This window comes from Streptomyces sp. CA-106110, from assembly GCF_050936285.1.
GTDB lineage: Bacteria > Actinomycetota > Actinomycetes > Streptomycetales > Streptomycetaceae > Streptomyces.
In genome coordinates, this window is the sequence record NZ_JBNJNB010000001.1 from 3,481,560 (window position 1) to 3,501,916 (window position 20,357).

Genomic DNA, 20,357 nt, shown 5'->3' on the forward strand with positions numbered 1-20,357 from the left:
CAACTATTTCTGCCCGTAGGGCAGTTGGTCGGTACGGCGCAGTAATATGCCAGCCTGCACCCGAAGCGCACGAGCATGCGGTGCCGGAAGCAGGAGGCACCATGCGATCCAGACCGGTCCAGGGCCGCGGAATCTTGGGCGGCACCGGGATCATCATCACCCTGCTCGCGGGGACCCTTGCCGCACTCGTCTTCCCCGTCTGGTCCTACGCGGACCGCTCCGGCACCGGCCTGGACACCCTGAACGCGCAGACCGTGCCCACGAGCTACGGCCCGCTGTCCGCGCTGGACCGGGATTTCATCACCAGGGTCCGGCTGGCCGGGCTGTGGGAGCTGCCGGCGGGTCAGCAGGCCGAGCAGAAAGGCACCACACAGGCCGTGCGCACCGCGGGCGAGCACCTCATCGAGGGGCACACCTTCCTGGACGCCCGCGTCCGCGACGTCGCCGCCCGCCTCGGGCTCGCCCTGCCCAACCAGCCGAACGCACAGCAGCGTCAGTGGCTCTCGACGCTGGACGCGGCGCAGGGCGAGGAGTACGACCGCGACTTCGCCAACCTCCTGCGCCAGGCCCACGGCAAGGTGTTCGCCGTCGTCGCCCAGGTCCGCGCCACCACGCGCAACTCGCTCGTGCGGGTCCTCGCCGACGACGCGAACGCCACCGTCCTCGACCACATCAAGGTCCTCGAGGCCACGGGCTACGTCGACTTCGACGCCCTGGCCCAGGACGCGGCCACGGCCAGTCCGCCCCCGCTCACCCCGTCCCCGGCCCCGCCGGGCCCCACGAACGACCCCGGCACACCGGTGCCGGTGACGCCCTCGGCGACGTACTCGCTGCCGCCGGCGGCCTCCAGCCCCCCGCCGTGAGGGGCGCGGGCCGGGTGTCCCGGCCCGCCCCACGCGGTCAGGCGAGGCCCGTGACCAGCTCCGCGACCGACTTGCGGCGGCCGGTGAAGAACGGCACCTCCTCGCGGACGTGCATCCGGGCCTCCGAGCCGCGCAGGTGGCGCATGAGGTCGACGATGCGGTGCAGCTCGTCGGCCTCGAAGGCGAGGACCCACTCGTAGTCGCCGAGCGAGAACGAGGCGACCGTGTTGGCGCGCACGTCCGGGTAGCTGCGGGCCATCTTGCCGTGGTCGGCCAGCATGCGGCGGCGGTCCTCGTCCGGCAGCAGGTACCAGTCGTAGGAGCGCACGAACGGGTAGACGCTGACGTAGTTGCGCGGCGTCTCGTCGGCGAGGAACGCCGGGATGTGCGAACGGTTGAACTCCGCCGGGCGGTGCAGCGCCATGTTGGACCACACCGGCGCGAGCGCACGGCCGAGCTTCGTACGGCGGAAGAGGTTGTACGCCTCCTGCAGCTCGTCACTGGTCTCGGCGTGCCACCAGATCATCACGTCGGCGTCGGCGCGCAGACCCGACAGGTCGTACGTACCCCGGACGGTCACGTCCTTCGCGGCGAGCTGGTCGAACAGCTCCTGGACCTCGTCGGCGTAACCGGTGCGGTCCTCCGGCAGCGTGTCCTTCAGCCGGAAGACGGACCACAGCGTGTAGCGGATGACCTCGTTGAGGTCCTTGGCCAGCTTGCCCTTGTTCGGAATCCTGCCGGGCTCGGTGGTGGGGGCGTCGTCACTCATGTGCCTATTCTCCCGCTCCGCCGTGCAGGCTCTGCACCGGGCTCGCCATGAGCTCCCGCACACTGCGCAGATCACCGTCGAGTTGGTCCACGGCGGCGTACGCGCTCGCGATGCACGCCGGGATGCCGACGCCGTCGTACGCCGCACCGCACACCGCGAGGCCCGGAAGCCCGGCCACGTGCTCGCGGATGCGGGCCACGCGCGCGTGGTGGCCCACGGGGTACTGGGGCAGACCGTCGGTCCAGCGGGTGACGCGGGTCTCCACCGGGACGGCGTCCAGGCCGGTCGCCTCGCGCAGGTCGTGCCGGGAGAGGGCCACCAGGCCGGCGTCGTCGCGCTGCAGGATCTCCGTCTCGCCGTACCTCCCCACGGACGTCCTCACCACGAGCACGTCCGGGTCCTCGTCGGCGATCCAGCCCCATTTGCGGGAGGCGAAGGTCGACGCCTTGATCGTGCGGCCGTCGACCGGCGGCACGAGGAAGCCGCTGCCCTCGGGAAGGGCCGAGGCATCCGCGCGGCGGTAGGCGAGGGTGACCAGGGCCATGGAGGCGTACTCGATCGAGCGCAGTTCGGCGGCGGCCCCGGGGCACGCCCCGGACAGCAGGCGGGCCGCGTCACGAGCGGGCGAGGCGACGACGACGCCGTCGGCCTCCTCGACGTGGTCGTCGACCAGCACCTCCCAGCGAGCGCCACCGCCCCCGGGCTCAGCGGTGAAGCGCAGGCCGTGGACGGGACTGTTCAGCCGGATCTCGCCGCCCCGCGCGAGCACCGACTCCGCCACCGCGAGTGGCAGCCGGCCCACACCGCCCTCGATGCCCATGAACACCGGGCCGGTCTGCGCGGCGGCGGCCGCCTTGGCCTGGATCTCGCGGACCGCTTCCGTCAGCGAGTCGTGGGCCTGGGCGGCCTGGAAGAGCTGCGGGACGGCCGAGCGCATCGAGATGCGGTACGCGTCGCCCGCGTACACCCCGCCGAGGAGCGGCTCCACCAGGCGGTCGACGACCTCGCGGCCGAGGCGCGCCGCCACGTACTCCCCCACGGCCACGTCGTCGCCGGTCTCGGTGCGCGGCAGGTCCGCGTCCCGCTCGATACGGCGCAGGCCCTCGTCGGACAGGAGGCCGGACAGTGCGGACGCGGCGGAGGGCACGCCCATGACGTGCCCCTTGGGCATCGGGCGAAGGGCGCCGCGCGTCCAGATCGAGGCGGTGGCCGTGGCCGGCGGCTGCAGGCGGTCCGCGAGGCCGACCGCGCGGGCCAGCGCCACCGCCTCGGGCCGTCGCGCGAGCATCGACTCGGCGCCGAGGTCGACCCGTGCGCCCGCGATCTCGCCGGGCAGCAGCTTGCCGCCGACCCGGTCCGAGGCCTCCAGCACCGTCACCCGCGCGCCCCGGTCCAGCAGCCGGTGGGCGGCGGCCAGGCCCGCGATCCCGCCTCCGATGACGACGACGTGCCCCGCGGACGCGGGGGTCTCCCTTGCGCTCATGCCCCCAGCCTCTCAGACCCCGCCGGCCCTCCCGCAGGGGCCGGGTGTCCCTGCCGAGTCCCGACCGTGACCGCATCGGAACCGGATCAGGCCAACGTCCGGTCCGGGTCCGGCGTCGAAGAGGCGTCCGTCACAACGACCCTCGGGGGGTATGACCACATGCGCATTCCACGCTCACCACGGCCGGTTCAGGTGCTGGCCGCGACACTGCTCGCCGCTTCGCTCGCACTCGCGGGCTGCAGCGTCGGCGCCGACGACACGAGCAGCGCCGGTGGCAGCGATGCCAAGGCCGCCGTACCCGCAGACAAGCAGGGCGCCGCCGACAGTGACGCCGGCAGCGCCGCATCCGGCAAAGCGAAGGCCCGCGACACCGCGCCCCGGCTGACCGCGAACCGCATCATCCGTACGGCGTCCCTCACCGTGCAGGTCAAGGAGGTGCCCAAGGCGCTCGACGAGGCGCGGACGGCCGTGGAGAACGCGGGCGGGTTCGTCGGCAGCGAGAGCACCAGCCGCGACACCGCCGGCCACGAGCGCACCCGGCTCGTCCTGCGCGTGCCCGTCGCGAAGTACGAGGAAGTGCTCGGCGAACTGCAGGGCGCGGGCAGGCTTGTCGAGCGCACCGCCAAGGCCCAGGACGTCACCGACCAGGTCGTGGACGTCGACAGCCGCATCAAGTCGCAGCGCGCGAGCGTGGCACGGGTGCGTGAGCTGATGGATCGGGCGACCAAGCTCAGTGACGTGGTCACCCTGGAAGGGGAGTTGAGCGCGCGCGAGGCCGACCTCGAGTCGCTGCTCGCCCGGCAGGCCTCCCTAGACGACCGCACCAGCCTGGCCACCATCACCCTCTCGCTGTCCGAGACGCCGGTGAAGAAGGCCGCGAAGGACGACCGGCCGGGCTTCCTGGACGCGCTGGCGGGCGGCTGGCACGTCTTCGTCACGCTGCTGCGGTGGATCGCCCTGGCGATCGGCGCGGCACTTCCCTTCGCGGTGTGCGCCGCGCTGCTGGTACTGGTGTGGGTGCGGGGCGTACGCCCACGGCTGCCGCACCGTCCGGCGCCCGCGACCGCCGCGGCCCCGGAGGAAGGGCGGGGCGGGCAGGACTGACGGACCCCCCGCGCCGTAGCGTGTTCGTATGAACCCGAGCCCGACGAGCCGTTCGACAGAGCGCCTGGTGGTCATCGGCGGCGACGCGGCGGGCATGTCCGCCGCGTCGCAGGCGCGCCGCCTCAAAGGTCCCGACGCATTGGAGATCGTGGCGTTCGAGCGCGGCCACTTCTCCTCGTTCTCGGCGTGCGGGATCCCGTACTGGGTGGGCGGCGACGTCGACTCGCGGGACGCGCTGATCGCCCGTGCCCCCGAAGAACACCGGTCGCGCGGCATCGACCTGCGGATGCGGACCGAGGTCACGGAGATCGACGTGGACGGCGGCCGTGTGCGGGCGCGGGACCTCGACACCGGGGCCGAGGCGTGGACCTCGTACGACGAGCTGGTGATCGCGACCGGCGCCCGTCCGATCCGCCCCGACCTGCCCGGGGTCGACGCGCCCGGGGTGCACGGCGTGCAGACCCTGGACGACGGCCAGGCGCTCCTGGACACGCTGACCGCCACGACGGGCCGCCGCGCGGTGGTCGTCGGCGCGGGCTACATCGGTGTGGAGATGGCCGAGGCGCTGATCAACCGCGGTTACGAGGTCACCGTCGTCAACCGCGGCAGGGAGCCCATGGCGACGCTCGACCCGGACATGGGCCTGCTCGTGCACCGGGCCATGGAGGGGCTCGGCATCACCATGGTGAACGACGCCGAGGTCACCAAGATCCTCACCGGCGACGACGGCAGGGTGCGGGCCGTGGGCACGGAGACCGCCGAGTTCCCGGCCGACGTGGTGGTCCTCGGCATCGGAGTGCGCCCCGAGACCTCCCTGGCGAAGGCCGCGGGGCTGCCGCTGGGCGGGCACGGCGGACTGCTCACGGACCTCGCGATGCGGGTGCGCGGTCACGAGAACATCTGGGCCGGCGGCGACTGCGTCGAGGTCCTCGACCTGGTCTCCGGGCGCGAGCGGCACATCGCGCTCGGCACCCACGCCAACAAGCACGGGCAGGTCATCGGCACGAACGTGGGCGGCGGCTACGCCACGTTCCCGGGTGTCGTCGGCACGGCGGTGAGCAAGGTCTGCGACCTGGAGATCGCCCGCACCGGTCTGCGCGAGAAGGACGCGCGACGGGCGGGGCTGCAGTATGTGACGGTCACCATCGAGTCGACCAGCCGTGCGGGCTACTACCCGGACTCCGCGCCCATGACCGTGAAGATGCTCGCCGAACGCCGCACGGGCCGGCTGCTCGGCGTCCAGATCGTCGGCCGGGAGGGCGCGGCCAAGCGGGTCGACATCGCGGCGGTCGCCCTGACCGCGCGGATGACGGTGGAGGAGATGACGGCCCTGGACCTGGGCTATGCGCCGCCGTTCTCACCGGTGTGGGATCCGGTCCTGGTGGCGGCCCGCAAGGCGGTCACGGCGGTACGGGCGCAGCCCTGATAAGGGGTGCGAGGGGAACGCGGACGAACCACGGGCGGCCACCGCGGCGCCCTCCGCTCAAGCCGTCTCGTGCTGACCGACCCCGTTGATCCGCTCGATCGCCTGCCGGGCCTGCTCGGCCGGCGGTCGCGGCGGCAGCGACGACACCGAGACGCCGGCGGGCACGGCGGCGGCCGGGTGCGGCTGCGCCCCCGCGGGCTTGGCGTGCGCGGCGGGGCGCGTGGAGCGCAACCGGTGGCTGACCGCCTCGTCGAGGGTGACGGGACGCTGCATCTGGGAGGCCAGCCGGCCGGCCTCCTGGCCCAGCCTGGCGATGTCCTCCCAGGGCAGGTGGATCACCAGCGCGAGCTCGGCCTCGCCGTCGGGCAGAGCGTGTATCGGAGGGGTGACCCGGTCGTTCATCGCCTGCTCCTCACGTCGTCCCCGCGACACGCCTTCCCCGCGCCGCGGGCGGTTGACGAGACATACGGGCACCCGGACCGCCGTGTTCACCGATTCACGCGGCCGATCGAGGGCAGTACTTCCTTGTGGTGATCCCCGTCCATGACGTGAACCCGGTGCGCAGTACGCCCTATGTCACGTACGCGCTGATCGCGGCCAACTTCATCGTCTTCCTGTTCACCCCGGGGCTGGCCGGTTCGGTGGCGGGACAGAGCGACCTCTCGCAGCTGTGCCATCTCCAGGCGTTCCTGGACCACTACGCCGCGGTCCCGCGGGAGTTGATCCACGACCAGTTGCCGAGGCTCGTGCCCACGGGCGCCGTCGGCGTCGGACCGCACGGCGCCGGCTGTGTCGTGGCCCCGCCGGACTACCACAAGTCACCACCGACGTCGGTGTTCACGGCGATGTTCCTGCACGGCAGCTGGCTCCATCTGCTGGGCAACATGCTGTTCCTGCTGATCTTCGGCAACAACATCGAGGACCGTCTCGGCCATGTCCGCTACGCCGTCTTCTACGTCGTCTGCGGCTACGCGGCGGCGTACGGCTTCGCCCTGCTCAACGCCAACTCGGGCGACCCGCTGATCGGCGCCTCGGGAGCCATCGCCGGCGTGCTCGGCGCCTATCTGGTCCTCTACCCGCGGGCCAGGGTCTGGGTCCTGGTCCCCTTCCTGATCTTCCTGCCGCTGCGGCTGCCCGCCTGGATCGTGCTCGGCTTCTGGTTCGTGCTGCAGGCGTTCTACTCGTCCGGGGCCGCCGTCTCCCATGCCGGGACCGTGGCGTACGCGGCCCATATCGTCGGCTTCATCGTGGGCATGCTGCTGGCCTGGCCGCTGCGCCGGGGCACCCCGGCGCCGCCCGAGCCGCGCGGCCTGCTGTGGGGCAGGCAGGCCCGGGCCCGGCAGGTCTGGTGACACGGCTCGGCACGGGCTCAGGCGCGCCCGTGGCCGACCGGGCCGGAGAAAAAGGTGTCAGTGGGCCGTCTGTGTGTGGACGAACTCCACGAGCCGGGTGAGGGCGTCCGGGTCGGTGGAGGGCATGACGCCGTGGCCGAGGTTGAAGACGTGGCCCTCCAGACCGGCGGCGGCCTCCAGCACCTCACGGGTCTTGGTCTCGACGACCTCCCGCGGGGCGAAGAGGATCGCCGGGTCGAGGTTGCCCTGCAGGGCCTTGCCGGGGCCGACGCGGCGGGCCGCCTCGTCGAGCGGGACGCGCCAGTCGACGCCGACCACGTCCGCGCCCGCCTCGCCCATCAGGCCGAGCAGTTCACCGGTGCCGACACCGAAGTGGATGCGCGGGACGCCGTACCCCTCGACGGCCCGGAAGACCTTGGCCGAGGCGGGCAGCACCGAGCGGCGGTAGTCGGCGGGGGCGAGGGCGCCGGCCCACGAGTCGAAGAGCTGGACCGCCGAGGCGCCCGCTTCGATCTGGATCTTCAGAAAGGCGACCGTGATCTCCGCGAGCCGGTCCACCAGGTCGGTCCACAGCTGCGGGTCGCCGTGCATGAGCGCCTTGGTGTTCTCGTACGTGCGAGAGGGGCCGCCCTCGATGAGGTAGCTCGCGAGGGTGAAAGGCGCGCCGGCGAAACCGATCAGCGGGGTCTCGCCCAGTTCGGCGGTGAGCAGGCCGATGGCCTCCGTGACGTACGAGACGTCCTCGGGGGTCAGGTCACGCAGCTGCGCGAGGTCGGCGCGGGAGCGGATCGGGTGCTGGACGACGGGCCCGACGCCGGGCTTGATGTCGAGGTCGACACCGATGGCCTTTAGCGGCACGACGATGTCGCTGAAGTAGATCGCCGCGTCCACCCCGTGCCGGCGGACCGGCTGAAGCGTGATCTCGGTGATCAGCTCCGGTCGCATGCAGGACTCGAGCATCGGGACGCCCTCGCGCACCTTGCGGTACTCGGGCAGTGAGCGCCCGGCCTGCCGCATGAACCAGACCGGTGTGTGCGGCACCGGTTCGCGCCTGCACGCCTTGAGGAAGGCGGAGTCGTACGTCGCTGTCGGCTGGCCCGTGGCGGGGCGGTCAGTGGCACTCACGCCGGAAAGTCTCGCACGCCGCATGGACCGCCGAGACCGGGGGCGAGCGCGCCGGAGGGCCACTGGGACGCGCGCGCGACTCGACGTCGCCATATCACAGGTACGGCCGGTGCGCACTCGCCCCGGCCGCAGCCACTCGGTGCCTTTCCCGGCCAACCACCGGCGGCACGGGTGTCTCTCCCTGCGAACGTGCTTTCCTGCCCTTAATCTTCCCCGCATGGCTGCGGCTCAGGGACGACCGACGGACGGCGCTGGCGGAATGGACGACGTGGAGGAGGCAGACGGCGATGCGAGGGAACAGGCGCCGCCGCCCTTCCGTGCCGCCGTGGACGCGCTGAAGGCCGCACGGCTGCGGCCGGAGATCGAGGTCGAGCCGACGCGGCCTCCGCAGCGGCTCGCCCCGTTCACGTACGCGCTGGAGGCCGCGGTCGTCGAGGAGGGCGAGGATCTGGCCGACGGGCGCCTCGTCCTGCTGTACGACCCGGCCGGGCACGAGGCCTGGCAGGGCTCGTTCCGTCTGGTCACGCTGGTGCGGGCCGAGCTCGAGCCGGAGATGGCGTCCGACCCGCTGCTGCCCGAGGTCTGCTGGTCCTGGCTGACCGGGGCGCTGCAGGCCCGCGGGCTTGCGTACGGCGAGCCGAGCGGGACGGTGACCCGCGCGAGTTCGCACTACTTCGGCGGGCTCGCCGCGCGCCCGGCCGCCTCCCAGATCGAGATCCGCGCCTCCTGGACGCCTCGCGAGGGCCTCGGCGGCGCCCCGGACACGGCCGCCCATTTCGCCTCGTGGTGCGATCTGCTGTGCCAGGTGGCGGGGCTGCCTCCGGCAGGCCCGGGTGATGCCTCCGTGGTGACGCTGCCGCAGCGACGGGATCCCCAGTCCCGCTGATTTCGCCGCTCTGCCCGGAAGACGGACAGCGTCAACCTCCGACTGACGTTTCTTGCCATCTCTTTGTCGATACAACCACTTTCAGCCTCATATCAACGCCAGAGTGATCCAACTCGGTCTCCCATTGATCGCTCGCGCGTCCGAATTGCCCGGATTGTTACTCACCAAATCGTGATCATTCTCTAAAGGACGAGAGGTTTGGTGCCGAAGACGACTGTGACCTTGAAAGCACGGTTCGTCCCGGCTTGATCCCCAGAGCCGGCCCCGTCCCGCACCCCCAGGAGGCCTGGTGTCCGTTCTTCTCGAGCAGCCCGCAAGCCTGGTCGCCTACCGCCCGAACAAGCCGACCGCCATGGTCGTCGTGGCCGACCCGCGCGTCCGTTCCACCGTCACCCGCCACCTCTGGGCGCTCGGAGTGCGCGACGTGATCGAGGCGTCGTCCATCGCGGAGGCGCGCCCTCGCATCGGCAACCCCCGCGACATCTGCGTCGCCGATGTCCACCTCCCCGACGGCTCCGGTCTCACCCTGCTCTCGGAGACCCGTGCCGCGGGCTGGCCGAACGGTCTGGCCCTGTCCGCCGCCGACGACATCGGCGCGGTCCGCAACGCCCTGGCAGGCGGAGTGAAGGGCTATGTCGTCACCGGCACGCGCACCAACGTCGGGCTCCCCACCCGACCCGGCGCCGCTCCCATCGGCGCCGCCGCCGCGCGCCTGCACCGCCGCCCCCCGGGTGCCCCGAGCCACCCGGGCGGCTACCGCGAACTGTCCGGCCGTGAGGTGGAGGTACTCCGCCTGGTCGCCGAGGGCCAGTCGAACAAGGCCATCGGCGTCTCGATGGGCCTGTCCGCGCTGACCGTCAAGAGCCACCTCGCCCGCATCGCCCGCAAGCTGGGCACCGGCGACCGCGCCGGAATGGTGGCGGTCGCCCTGCGCACCGGCATCATCCACTGACCCCGCAGCCATCCCTGTCCACCGTTCCCACCGCCCACCCCGATCCGCGTCCGCACCGAGCCGCCGCCGACCCGAGTCCGGGGAGATCACCGAGCGGGCCGGGCCCACCGACCCGCGTACAGGCGGCACCTTGATCCCTTTCCCGCACATCTGACACATGACTGGTTTACGACCCTCCACCGCCCGTCGACGGAACGTTCCGTCGGCGGGTGCAGTCCATACACGGATACCCTTGACAGGTGACCGACGCCCAAGAGACCGCAGAAGACAGCCCACTGCGAACCACCGGAGGCGCCCCTCCGGACGATGTCGAAGCGGCGCCGATCCCTTTGCTGGAGCCGCGTGACGGGATTCCTCCCGTGATCGCCGACGCGTCCTCCCTCGCCGAGATGATCTCGGCCTTCGCCGCCGGCACCGGCCCGGTGGCCGTCGACGCCGAACGCGCGTCCGGCTACCGGTACGGTCAGCGTGCCTATCTGGTCCAGCTGCGCCGTGAGGGCGCGGGCACCGCGCTGATCGACCCCGTCGCCTGCCCCGACCTGTCGGGCCTTGGCGAGGTGCTCTCCGGCACCGAGTGGGTGCTGCACGCCGCCACGCAGGACCTGCCGTGCCTGAGGGAAATAGGCATGATGCCGACCCAGCTGTTCGACACCGAGCTGGCCGGGCGCCTCGCGGGGTTCCCCCGGGTCGGGCTCGGCGCCATGGTCGAGGGCGTTCTGGGCTTCGTGCTGGAGAAGGGGCACTCGGCCGTCGACTGGTCGACACGGCCCCTCCCCGATCCCTGGCTGCGCTACGCGGCGCTGGACGTCGAGCTGCTCGTCGACCTGCGGGACGCCCTGGAGAAGGAGCTCGACCGGCAGGGCAAGCTGGAGTGGGCCCAGCAGGAGTTCGAGGCGATCGCCTCCGCGCCGCCCGCGGAGCCGCGCAAGGACCCCTGGCGCCGTACCTCCGGTATGCACAAGGTGCGCCGCCGCCGGCAGATGGCGGTCGTCCGTGAGCTGTGGCAGACCCGGGACCGCATCGCACAGCGCCGGGACGTCTCGCCGGGCAAGGTGCTCGGGGACGCGGCGATCGTCGAAGCCGCGCTGGCCCTGCCGCCGAATGTGCACGCCCTCGCCGCGCTCGGCGGCTTCGGGCACCGCATGGGACGGCGTCAGCTGGAGCAGTGGCAGGCCGCGGTCGACCGTGCCAGGACCCTGCCCGAGACCGGACTGCCGCAGCCCGGCCAGCCGGTGATCGGGCCCCCGCCACCGCGGGCGTGGGCCGACAAGGATCCGGTGGCCGCGGCCCGGCTGACCGCGGCGCGCGCGGCGATCTCGGCGCTCGCCGAGCAGCTGAACATGCCGCAGGAGAATCTGATCTCCCCCGACACCGTCCGGCGGGTGTGCTGGGAGCCGCCCAAACCCGCCGACGCCGGGTCCGTCGCGGCCGCGCTCACCGGTTACGGGGCGCGGCCGTGGCAGGTCGAGCAGGTCACTCCGGTGCTGGTGGCGGCGCTGTCGGTCCTGGGCTGAGGACCGGGAAGGCCACGGGGCGCGCCGGAGGGAGCCGGTCGCAGGACAGGGCGGGCGCCGTGGGTCGGTCGCGGGTCCCGCCCCGGCCGCACCATGGTGCCGGCCGTATTCCGAAGGGGCTCGCACGCTGCCTGAAGCGGGCGGCAGCGTCGAGATCGCGCCAAGATCGGCGTGGCGCCGCCGGGTGGGCGACGCCCGAGGGCTCCCCCGATGGTGTGACCTTCACCGCTTGGGCCTGCGGGACTGGGCAGCTTGGTTACCCACAAGTAGCATGGGAGCTGAGCGCGCGCTCAGTGCGTCGCAGCAGTGCCATCCCGCACCCTGGAGGAGAGCCATCGTGCCTCGTACCGTCAGGGACGTCGTCTTCGTCGACGGCGTCCGTACCCCGTTCGGCAAGGCGGGCCCGAAGGGCATCTACCACGAGACCCGCGCCGACGACCTCGTCGTGAAGGCGATCCGGGAGCTGCTGCGCCGCAACCCCGGGCTCGACCCGAAGACGGTCGACGAGGTGGCCGTCGCCGCCACCACGCAGATCGGTGACCAGGGCCTGACCATCGGCCGCACCGCAGGCATCCTCGCGGGCCTGCCCACCTCGGTTCCCGGCTACTCGATCGACCGCATGTGCGCGGGCGCGCTGACCGCCGTCACCACGGTCTCCGGCTCCATCGCCTTCGGCGCGTACGACGTCGCCATCGCGGGCGGTGTCGAGCACATGGGCCGCCACCCGATGGGCGAGGGCGTGGACCCGAACCCGCGCTTCGTCAGCGAGAAGCTGGTCGACGAGTCCGCCCTGTTCATGGGCATGACCGCGGAGAACCTGCACGACCGCTACCCGCAGATCACCAAGCTGCGCGCCGACGAGTACGCGGTGCGCTCGCAGGAGAAGGCCGCCAAGGCGTACGCCAACGGCAAGATCCAGCAGGACCTGGTGCCGATCTCGGTGCGCCGCACCAACCCCGAGGGCGGCGAGACGGGCTGGGGCCTGGTCACCGCCGACGAGCCGATGCGTCCGGGCACCACCCTGGAGAACCTGGCGAACCTGAAGACGCCGTTCCGCGTCCACGGCCGGGTCACCGCGGGCAACGCGGCCGGTCTGAACGACGGCGCCACCGCCTCGATCATCGCGTCCGAGGACTTCGCGCGGGAGAACGGCCTGCCGGTCAAGATGCGCCTGGTCTCCTACGCCTTCGTGGGCGTGGAGCCCGAGGTCATGGGCTACGGCCCGATCCCGGCCACGGAGAAGGCGCTCGCCAAGGCGGGTCTCTCGATCTCCGACATCGGCCTTTTCGAGATCAACGAGGCCTTCGCTGTCCAGGTCCTGGCCCTCCTCGACCACTACGGCATCGCGGACGACGACGAGCGCGTCAACCAGTACGGCGGCGCCATCGCCTACGGTCACCCGCTCGCCTCCTCCGGCGTCCGTCTGATGACGCAGCTGGCCCGCCAGTTCGAGGAGCAGCCGCAGGTCCGCTACGGCCTGACCACCATGTGCGTCGGCTTCGGCATGGGCGCGACGGTCATCTGGGAGAACCCGCACTTCGAGGGGGACAAGTGAGCACCACCGCCGAACTGTTGAAGGGCGCGGCCGAGCTGTTCCCGGACGAGGTCGTCACGCAGGCGCACGTACGCCACTTCGACCTGCCGCTGGGCGCGGGCAAGTTCGCCCTGATCACGCTGGACAACGGCTTCGACCACACCAAGCCGACCACCTTCGGCCCGCAGTCGCTGGCGAACCTCAACGCCGCGATCGACCAGGTCGAGAAGGAGGCCGCGGACGGCGAGATCGTCGGCGTCGGCATCACCGGCAAGCCGTTCATCTTCGCGGTCGGCGCCGACCTCAAGGGCGTCGAACTGCTGAAGAGGCACGAGGACGCGCTGGCCATCGGCAAGGGCGGCCACGAGGTCTTCAAGCGCCTGTCGGCCCTCGCGGTCCCGACGTTCGCGTACTACAACGGCGCGGCCATGGGCGGCGGCGTCGAGGTCGGCCTGCACTGCACCTACCGCACGGTGTCCGCGGCCCTCCCGGCGTTCTCCCTGCCCGAGGTCTTCCTGGGCCTGGTCCCCGGCTGGGGCGGCTGCACCCTGCTGCCGAACCTGATCGGCGCCGACAAGGCCGTCTCGGTGATCATCGAGAACTCGCTCAACCAGAACAAGCAGCTGGGGGGCAAGCAGGTCTACGAGCTCGGCATCGCCGACGCCATCTTCGAGGGCGCCGACTTCCTCGAGCAGTCGCTGATCTGGACCGCCACCGTCCTCAAGGGCGAGATCCAGGTCGAGCGCCCGGTGATCGACCGCGGTGAGGCCTGGGACCAGGCCGTCTCCAAGGGCCGCTTCATCGCCGACGGCAAGGTGCACGGCGCGGCCCCGGCCGCCTACCGCGCGCTGGACATCATCGCCGCCGCGAAGAACGGCGACCTGCAGCAGGGCTACGACGCCGAGGACCAGGCCCTCGCGGACCTGATCATGGGCGGCGAACTGCGCGCCGGCATCTACGCGTTCAACCTCGTCCAGAAGCGCGGCAAGCGCCCGGCGGGCGCCCCCGACAAGAACCTGGCCCGCCCGGTCACCAAGGTCGGTGTCGTCGGCGCCGGTCTGATGGCCTCCCAGCTGGCCCTGCTGTTCCTGCGCCGCCTCGAGGTCCCGGTCGTCCTCACGGACATCGACCAGGAGCGCGTCGACAAGGGCGTCGGCTACGTCCACGCCGAGATCGACAAGCTGCTCGGCAAGGGCCGCATCAACCAGGACAAGGCCAACCGCCTCAAGGCGCTGGTCTCCGGTGTCCTGGACAAGGCGGAGGGCTTCGCGGACGCGGACTTCATCATCGAGGCCGTGTTCGAGGAGATGTCGGTCAAGCAGAAGGTGTTCGCGGAGGTCGAGGCGGTCGCCCCGGCGCACGCGATCCTCGCGACCAACACCTCCTCCCTGTCGGTGACGGAGATGGCGTCGAAGCTGCAGCACCCCGAGCGGGTCGTCGGCTTCCACTTCTTCAACCCGGTCGCGATCCTGCCGCTCCTCGAGATCGTGCGCGGCGAGCAGACGGACGACGCCTCGCTGGCGACCGCCTTCGCGGTGGCCAAGAAGCTGAAGAAGACGGCGGTTCTGGTCAAGGACGCCCCGGCGTTCGTCGTCAACCGCATCCTCACCCGCTTCATGGGCGAGATCCAAAACGTCATCGACGAGGGCACCCCGGTCACGGTGGCGGAGAAGGCGATCGAACCGCTCGGTCTGCCGATGTCCCCGCTGGTCCTCCTCGAGCTGGTCGGCCCCGCGATCGGCCTGCACGTCTCCGAGACGCTGCACGGCGCGTTCCCGGAGCGCTTCAAGGTCTCCCCGAACCTGAAGGCGGTCGTCGAGGCGGGCAAGCGCGGCTTCTACGTCTACGACAGCGGCAAGCCCGAGCTGGACCCGGAGGTCGCCGCGCTCCTGAAGCAGGGCGACACCGTTCTGAGCGAGGAGCAGGTCCGCGCCCGTGTCCTGGACGCGGTGGCCCAGGAGATCGGCCTGATGCTGGACGAGGGCGTCGTCGCCGAGGCCCAGGACATCGACCTGTGCCTGATCACCGGCGCCGGCTGGCCCTTCCACCTGGGCGGCATCACGCCGTACCTGGACCGCGAGGGCGTCTCGGAGCGCGTGAACGGCAAGCGGTTCCTCGAGCCGGGCATGGCCTCGGTCCCGGCGTGATCGTGGCGTGAGAAGGAGAGGGCCCCCGCCTCGGCGGGGGCCCTCTCCTCGTCTTCACGAACGCCAGGGCCCAACGGGCCGCCCGGCGCGGGTGATCCGCCGTCAGACGGGCTGCCACGCCTCCAGTGCAAGGCCCGTTCCGTCCGTGCGGCGGGCGAGGAGCAGCTCACCGGTGGACGGGGCGAACGCGGCGGCGACCACCCGGTCGTCCGCGTCCACCGTCAGCGACACCTCGGCGTCCGCGGGAAGCCGGGGGCCGGACTCGGTCCACGAGGCGCCGGCCGACTCCCGCCCGGTGGGGTAGGCGGCGAAGACCGCGCGGCCCCCGGCCGAGCGCTGGGCGAGCAACGTGCAGTCGTGACCGTCCAGTTCGCAGCGCACGGCGCAGACCGGGCCGGGGCCGGCGGAGGCCAGCACGGTGACCGGCTTGCCTCCGGGTCGCCAGGCGTACAGACCGCCGGACTCCTCGAGGTAGAAGAGGGTGGTACTGTCCGGCGAGGTGGCGAGGGCGTGGAGCGTTCCCGGGCGGACCTGGGCCTCCAGCGTCTCCTCCAGGACCGGCTGCTCGCCGGGCGCCTGCTGCCGCCAGTGCAGGATGCCGCCGGACACGGCCGCGTACAGTTCCACGCGCCCCGACTCCCCCGTCACCGCCGCCAACTCCTCGTGGACGGCGCTCCCCTCGAGATCGCGCCAGGGGTCCCAGCCGCCCTTCTCCTTCTGGGCGACCATGCTGACGCCGCCGCCCTTGTTGCGCACGAAGACATGGGCACGGCCCTCGTCGTCGACGGCCACCGCCGGTACACCGGTCCGGTCCCCCTTCTTGTCCGGGTGGCCGATCGGTGTCCAGTCGAGGGCGGAGAGATGGGGCCGGAAGTGCGTGGAGTGCACAAGTCCCGATTCGCCGCGGACCGTGGGACGCCAGGCGACGAGATGGGCGTACCCGTCGCTGCCCTGTCCGACGCCGGGCCCGGCATGCAGACGCTGGTCCCCGCCCACGCGTCGTGCGGGCCCCCAGGGAAGACCCGGATGCCGCTCGGCACGGCACCACACCGCCTCGTCCCGCGCCGCGTAAGCGCTCAGGCTGCCGTCCCTGCCGCGCAGCAGCCAGCGGCCGTTGACCGTACGCACCGTTGACACTCCCCCACTCTAATCGGGCACGCGCAAGCGAGCGGGCCGCTCTCGTGCGAGGCTGTGGACATGAGTGCCCCACCCCTTGTCGTCGTCGATGCCGCGAACGTCGTCGGGTCGGTGCCCGACGGATGGTGGCGCGACCGGCGAGGCGCGGCGGAGCGACTGAGGGACCGGCTCGTGCTGTACGCCGAGGCGGGACTTCCGGACCGTCCCGGGCCCGTGGAGATGGTGCTCGTGGTCGAGGGTGCGGCCCGCGGGGTGGAGTCGATACCCCACGTACGGGTGGAGTCGGCGCCCGGCAGCGGCGACGACCGGATCGTCGAACTGGTCTCGGAGGCGGGGGGCCGTCCCGTCGTGGTGGTCACGGCGGACCGCGAGTTGCGGCGCCGGGTGGCGGAACTGGGCGCCGAGTTCGCGGGACCGCGCACACTGCGTGAGGAGGAGCCGCCGGCACAGCGCGGCTGAGTACCGCCCGGCCGGTGACGTCCTCATCGCCCGGTCGGCCGTGGCTCTTCCTCACGGCCGACGCGGCTGTGCGTGCGGCCGTAGAGGAAGTACACGAAGAAGCCGACGACCAGCCACACGGCGAACCGCAGCCAGGTCTCCGTGGGCAGGTTCAGCATCAGCCACAGCGAGGCGCACACCGACAGGATCGGCACCGCCGGGACGAGCGGCGTGCGGAAGGCACGGTGCAGGTCGGGACGGGTCCGGCGGAGGATGATCACGCCGATCGCGACCACGATGAAGGCGAACAGCGTGCCGATGTTCACCAGTTCCGCGAGCTCGCTGAGACTGGTGAAACCCGCGACGACGGCGATGACCACGCCCAGCAGCACGGTCGGCCGGTGCGGCGTCTTAAACCGCGGGTGGACCCGGGAGAAGAAGCGGGGCAGCAGCCCGTCGCGGCTCATCGCGAAGAAGACCCGGGTCTGCCCGAGCAGCAGGATCATGCAGACGGTCGTCAGGCCGACGGCGGCCCCGAAGCTGATCACACCTGCGAACCAGGGGTGCCCGACGGACTTGAAGGCGTCGGCGAGCGGGGCGTCCACGGACAGCTTCGAGTAGTTCTCCATACCGGTGACCACGATGGACACCGCCACGTACAGCACGGTGCAGATCAACAGCGAGCCGAGGATGCCGCGCGGCACGTCGCGCTGGGGGTTGCGGGTCTCCTCTGCCGTCGTCGCCACGATGTCGAAACCGATGAAGGCGAAGAAGACGACGGAGGCGGCGGTGAAGATGCCCATCACGCCGAAGTCGGACGGTGCCCAGCCGAACATCAGCTGGATGAGCGGCGCCGAGAGCGTGCCGCCCGCCTCCACCGGTCGCGGCTTCGGGACGAACGGCTGGTAGTTCGCGCTGTTGATGAAGAAGGCACCCGCGATGATCACGATCAGCACCACCGCCACCTTGATGGCGACGACGAGTTCGGTGACCCGGGCCGAGAGCTTCACGCCGACGACGAGGATGGCGGTGAGCACGAGGACCAGCGCGGCGGCCAGGATGTCGAAGCCGAAGCCGTGCGCCCCGTCGCGTCCGCCGAGATAGTCGGGCAGGTGCCAGCCCGCATTGTCCATCAGCGAGCGGATGTACCCGGACCAGCCGACCGCGACCACCGCCGTGCCCAGCGTGAACTCCAGGACCAGGTCCCAGCCGATGATCCAGGCGGGCAGTTCCCCGAGGGTGGCGTAGGAGAACGTGTACGCGGATCCGGCGACGGGGACCGTCGAGGCGAACTCCGCGTAGCACAGCGCGGCGAGCGCGCAGACCACACCGGCCACCACGAAGGCCAGGGAGACAGCGGGGCCCGCGTTCTCCTTGGCCACCTTGCCGGTCAGCACGAAGATGCCGGTGCCGATGATGACACCGACGCCGAACACGGTCAGGTCCAGGGCGGAGAGGGTCTTTCTGAGCGCGTGTTCGGGTTCCTCGGTGTCCCGCATCGACTGTTCGACGCTCTTCGTCCGGAAGAGGGTGCGGCTCACGGGCGGACCTCCCACGCTTGTCGTCCCCGACATGATCGAGAGGGGGCGTAGTCCGTATGCCCCGGCGCGGGGGGATCACGCAAACGGGCCGGTTCCGCCACCGTAAAGGATGGCGGAACCGGCCCAGGCAGCCCAGCGGTGAGAGGTCAGTCGCGTGCGGACTCCATCGGATCCACGGCCCCCGGGGCATCCGCACGGTCGAACCGGCCGTCGAGCTTGGCGACGAGCCCGGTGACCTGCCGGGCGATGTCCGGCGCGGTCAGGCCGATCTCCGCCAGGACCTCCTTGCGGGAGGCGTGGTCGAGGAAGCGCGACGGGATGCCGAAGTCACGCAGCGGCACATCCACGCCCGCGTCGCGCAGCGCCTGCGCGATCGCCGAACCGACACCGCCGGCCCGAGAGTTGTCCTCGACGGTGACGACCACGCGGTGCTGCTCGGCGAGCGGGGCGAGCGCCTCGTCGACCGGCTTGACCCAGCGCGGGTCGACGACGGTGGTGGAGATGCCCTGCTTGTCGAGGAGGTCGGCGACCTCCAGGCACATGGGCGCGAGCGCGCCGACGGAGACCAGCAGCACGTCCGGTACGGGGACGTCGGCCTTGCGCAGCACGTCCATGCCGCCGACGGTGCCGACCGCGGGGACGGCCGGGCCGACGACGCCCTTGGAGTAGCGCAGCACGGTCGGCGCGTCGTCGACGTCGACGGCCTCGCGCAGCTGCGCGCGCAGCTGTTCGGCGTCGCGCGGGGCGGCGATCCTGAGGCCCGGGACCACCTGAAGCATCGACATGTCCCACATGCCGTTGTGCGAGGCGCCGTCGTCACCGGTGACACCGGCCCGGTCGAGTACGAAGGTCACGCCGCACTTGTGCAGGGCGACGTCCATGAGGACCTGGTCGAAGGCGCGGTTGAGGAAGGTCGCGTACACCGCGAAGACGGGGTGCACTCCGCCGGTGGCGAGACCGGCCGCCGAGACCGCGCCGTGCTGCTCGGCGATGCCGACGTCATAGATCCGGTTCGGGAAGGCGTCCGCGAACTTCTTCAGGCCCACGGGCTGGAGCATCGCCGCGGTGATGGCGACGATGTCGTCGCGCTCGCGCCCGAGCTTGACCATCTCGTCGCCGAACACGGAGGTCCAGCTGGCGGCGGAGGCCTTGATGGGCAGGCCTGTGTCGGGGTGGATGGGCCCGATGCCGTGGAAGCGGTCGGCCTCGTCCTGCTCGGCGGGCTTGTAGCCACGGCCCTTCTCGGTGAGGCAGTGCACGATGACCGGGCCGCCGAAGCGCTTGGCGCGGGAGAGGGCGGACTCGAGGGCCTCGATGTTGTGACCGTCGATCGGGCCGACGTACTTGAGCCCGAGGTCCTCGAACATGCCCTGCGGGGCGATGAAGTCCTTCAGGCCCTTCTTGGCGCCGTGCAGGGTGTCGTAGAGGGGCCTGCCGACGACGGGCGTGCGCTCCAGGACCTCCCTGGTGCGGGTCAGGAACTTCTCGTACCCGTCCGTGGTGCGCAGGGTGGCCAGATGGTTGGCGAGCCCGCCGATCGTCGGCGAGTACGAGCGCTCGTTGTCGTTGACGACGATGACCAGCGGGCGGTCCTTCGCGTCCGCGATGTTGTTGAGCGCCTCCCAAGCCATACCGCCGGTCAGCGCCCCGTCGCCGATGACGGCCACGACGTGGCTGTCCCGTTCGAGCAGCTGGTTGGCCTTGGCGAGGCCGTCGGCCCAGCCGAGGACCGTGGAGGCGTGCGAGTTCTCGATGATGTCGTGCTCGGACTCGGCGCGCGAGGGGTACCCGGACAGGCCGCCCTTGCTGCGCAGCCCGGTGAAGTCCTGACGGCCGGTGAGCAGCTTGTGGACGTAGGCCTGGTGACCGGTGTCGAAGAGGACCTTGTCCCTGGGCGAGTCGAAGACGCGGTGCAGGGCGATGGTGAGCTCGACCACACCGAGGTTGGGGCCGAGGTGGCCGCCGGTCTTGGAGACGGCGCCGACGAGGAAGGTCCGGATCTCCTCTGCCAGCAGGTCCAGCTCTTCCAGGCTGAGCCGGTCCAGATCGCGCGGTCCCCTGATGCGGGTCAGCAGCGGCACCCGTG

The 20,357-nt window shown here is 71.6% G+C and carries 17 protein-coding genes; 10 read left to right on the top strand and 7 right to left on the bottom strand.

Translation table 11 applies throughout. The features are described 5' to 3' along the window. The first annotated feature begins 101 nt into the window (after nt 1–101). A complete protein-coding gene (locus ACQEXA_RS15975) occupies nt 102–863 on the top strand; it encodes a DUF4142 domain-containing protein (RefSeq protein ID WP_432933976.1) in 762 nt (253 codons plus the stop codon). Nucleotides 864–900: 37 nt separating this feature from the next. On the opposite strand, the gene hemQ is transcribed toward ACQEXA_RS15975, so the two are convergent. Beyond that, nucleotides 901–1,632: a hydrogen peroxide-dependent heme synthase gene (gene hemQ / locus ACQEXA_RS15980; protein ID WP_432924057.1), complete on the bottom strand. Its 732-nt coding sequence runs from the start codon at nt 1,630–1,632 to the stop codon at nt 901–903. A 4-nt stretch (nt 1,633–1,636) separates the two neighbouring features. Then, entirely contained in the window at nt 1,637–3,115 is a 1,479-nt protein-coding gene (gene hemG / locus ACQEXA_RS15985) for a protoporphyrinogen oxidase (protein ID WP_432933974.1), read from the bottom strand. A 159-nt stretch (nt 3,116–3,274) separates the two neighbouring features. On the opposite strand from hemG, the gene ACQEXA_RS15990 reads away from it, so the two are divergent. Next, complete coding sequence (locus tag ACQEXA_RS15990; protein WP_432933972.1) at nt 3,275–4,219, top strand: DUF4349 domain-containing protein; 945 nt, start codon at nt 3,275–3,277, stop codon at nt 4,217–4,219. Nucleotides 4,220–4,247: 28 nt separating this feature from the next. After that, the gene (locus ACQEXA_RS15995; RefSeq protein ID WP_432933970.1) at nt 4,248–5,645 is read left to right on the top strand and encodes an FAD-dependent oxidoreductase; all 1,398 of its coding nucleotides are present in this window, start codon (nt 4,248–4,250) and stop codon (nt 5,643–5,645) included. Nucleotides 5,646–5,702: 57 nt separating this feature from the next. Here ACQEXA_RS15995 and ACQEXA_RS16000 read toward each other — a convergent pair whose 3' ends face one another. Beyond that, the gene (locus ACQEXA_RS16000; RefSeq protein WP_432933968.1) at nt 5,703–6,047 is read right to left on the bottom strand and encodes a hypothetical protein; all 345 of its coding nucleotides are present in this window, start codon (nt 6,045–6,047) and stop codon (nt 5,703–5,705) included. Nucleotides 6,048–6,172: 125 nt separating this feature from the next. Between ACQEXA_RS16000 and ACQEXA_RS16005 the strand changes: the two genes are divergently transcribed. Then, on the top strand, nt 6,173–6,997 hold the full coding sequence (locus tag ACQEXA_RS16005) for a rhomboid family intramembrane serine protease (RefSeq protein WP_432933966.1): 825 nt from the start codon (nt 6,173–6,175) through the stop codon (nt 6,995–6,997). Between the two features lie 57 nt (nt 6,998–7,054). Here ACQEXA_RS16005 and hemE read toward each other — a convergent pair whose 3' ends face one another. Continuing rightward, nucleotides 7,055–8,122 (bottom strand): uroporphyrinogen decarboxylase, encoded by a 1,068-nt coding sequence (gene hemE, locus ACQEXA_RS16010; protein WP_433130425.1) that lies wholly within the window; start codon nt 8,120–8,122, stop codon nt 7,055–7,057. Between the two features lie 217 nt (nt 8,123–8,339). Here hemE and ACQEXA_RS16015 point away from each other — a divergent pair, with 217 nt between their 5' ends. The 5 genes from ACQEXA_RS16015 (at nt 8,340) to ACQEXA_RS16035 (ending at nt 15,155) form a co-directional block, all read left to right on the top strand. Beyond that, nucleotides 8,340–9,008, top strand: a complete 669-nt coding sequence (locus tag ACQEXA_RS16015) for a DUF3000 domain-containing protein (protein WP_432933962.1) — start codon at nt 8,340–8,342, stop codon at nt 9,006–9,008. Nucleotides 9,009–9,297: 289 nt separating this feature from the next. Then, nucleotides 9,298–9,960 carry a response regulator transcription factor gene (locus ACQEXA_RS16020; protein ID WP_003993737.1) on the top strand — a complete coding sequence of 221 codons (663 nt, stop codon included), beginning with the start codon at nt 9,298–9,300 and terminating at the stop codon, nt 9,958–9,960. A 239-nt stretch (nt 9,961–10,199) separates the two neighbouring features. Then, on the top strand, nt 10,200–11,474 hold the full coding sequence (locus ACQEXA_RS16025; protein ID WP_432933959.1) for an HRDC domain-containing protein: 1,275 nt from the start codon (nt 10,200–10,202) through the stop codon (nt 11,472–11,474). A gap of 337 nt (nt 11,475–11,811) precedes the next feature. After that, the gene (locus ACQEXA_RS16030) at nt 11,812–13,029 is read left to right on the top strand and encodes a thiolase family protein (RefSeq protein ID WP_359394288.1); all 1,218 of its coding nucleotides are present in this window, start codon (nt 11,812–11,814) and stop codon (nt 13,027–13,029) included. Next, nucleotides 13,026–15,155 (top strand): 3-hydroxyacyl-CoA dehydrogenase NAD-binding domain-containing protein, encoded by a 2,130-nt coding sequence (locus ACQEXA_RS16035; protein WP_432933957.1) that lies wholly within the window; start codon nt 13,026–13,028, stop codon nt 15,153–15,155. The genes ACQEXA_RS16030 and ACQEXA_RS16035 overlap by 4 nt, the downstream gene beginning before the upstream one ends. Before the next feature lie 102 nt (nt 15,156–15,257). On the opposite strand, the gene ACQEXA_RS16040 is transcribed toward ACQEXA_RS16035, so the two are convergent. Further along, a complete protein-coding gene (locus ACQEXA_RS16040) occupies nt 15,258–16,283 on the bottom strand; it encodes a hypothetical protein (protein WP_432933955.1) in 1,026 nt (341 codons plus the stop codon). 69 nt (nt 16,284–16,352) lie between these two features. Between ACQEXA_RS16040 and ACQEXA_RS16045 the strand changes: the two genes are divergently transcribed. Further along, nucleotides 16,353–16,751, top strand: coding sequence for an NTP pyrophosphohydrolase (locus tag ACQEXA_RS16045; RefSeq protein ID WP_432933953.1), 399 nt, complete (start codon nt 16,353–16,355; stop codon nt 16,749–16,751). 23 nt (nt 16,752–16,774) lie between these two features. Here ACQEXA_RS16045 and ACQEXA_RS16050 read toward each other — a convergent pair whose 3' ends face one another. Continuing rightward, the gene (locus ACQEXA_RS16050; protein WP_432933951.1) at nt 16,775–18,271 is read right to left on the bottom strand and encodes an amino acid permease; all 1,497 of its coding nucleotides are present in this window, start codon (nt 18,269–18,271) and stop codon (nt 16,775–16,777) included. Between the two features lie 146 nt (nt 18,272–18,417). Further along, entirely contained in the window at nt 18,418–20,352 is a 1,935-nt protein-coding gene (gene dxs, locus ACQEXA_RS16055; protein WP_432933949.1) for a 1-deoxy-D-xylulose-5-phosphate synthase, read from the bottom strand. Between the last annotated feature and the right edge of the window lie 5 nt (nt 20,353–20,357).

Bases quoted from the DNA above. Each gene is read 5' to 3' on its own strand.
- ACQEXA_RS15975 (WP_432933976.1), top strand. From the start codon at position 102: ATGCGATCCAGACCGGTCCAGGGCCGCGGAATCTTGGGCGGCACCGGG.
- ACQEXA_RS16015 (WP_432933962.1), top strand. From the start codon at position 8,340: ATGGCTGCGGCTCAGGGACGACCGACGGACGGCGCTGGCGGAATGGAC.
- ACQEXA_RS16045 (WP_432933953.1), top strand. From the start codon at position 16,353: ATGAGTGCCCCACCCCTTGTCGTCGTCGATGCCGCGAACGTCGTCGGG.
- ACQEXA_RS16000 (WP_432933968.1), bottom strand. From the start codon at position 6,047: ATGAACGACCGGGTCACCCCTCCGATACACGCTCTGCCCGACGGCGAG.
- hemQ (WP_432924057.1), bottom strand. From the start codon at position 1,632: ATGAGTGACGACGCCCCCACCACCGAGCCCGGCAGGATTCCGAACAAG.
- ACQEXA_RS15990 (WP_432933972.1), top strand. From the start codon at position 3,275: ATGCGCATTCCACGCTCACCACGGCCGGTTCAGGTGCTGGCCGCGACA.
- ACQEXA_RS15995 (WP_432933970.1), top strand. From the start codon at position 4,248: ATGAACCCGAGCCCGACGAGCCGTTCGACAGAGCGCCTGGTGGTCATC.
- hemG (WP_432933974.1), bottom strand. From the start codon at position 3,115: ATGAGCGCAAGGGAGACCCCCGCGTCCGCGGGGCACGTCGTCGTCATC.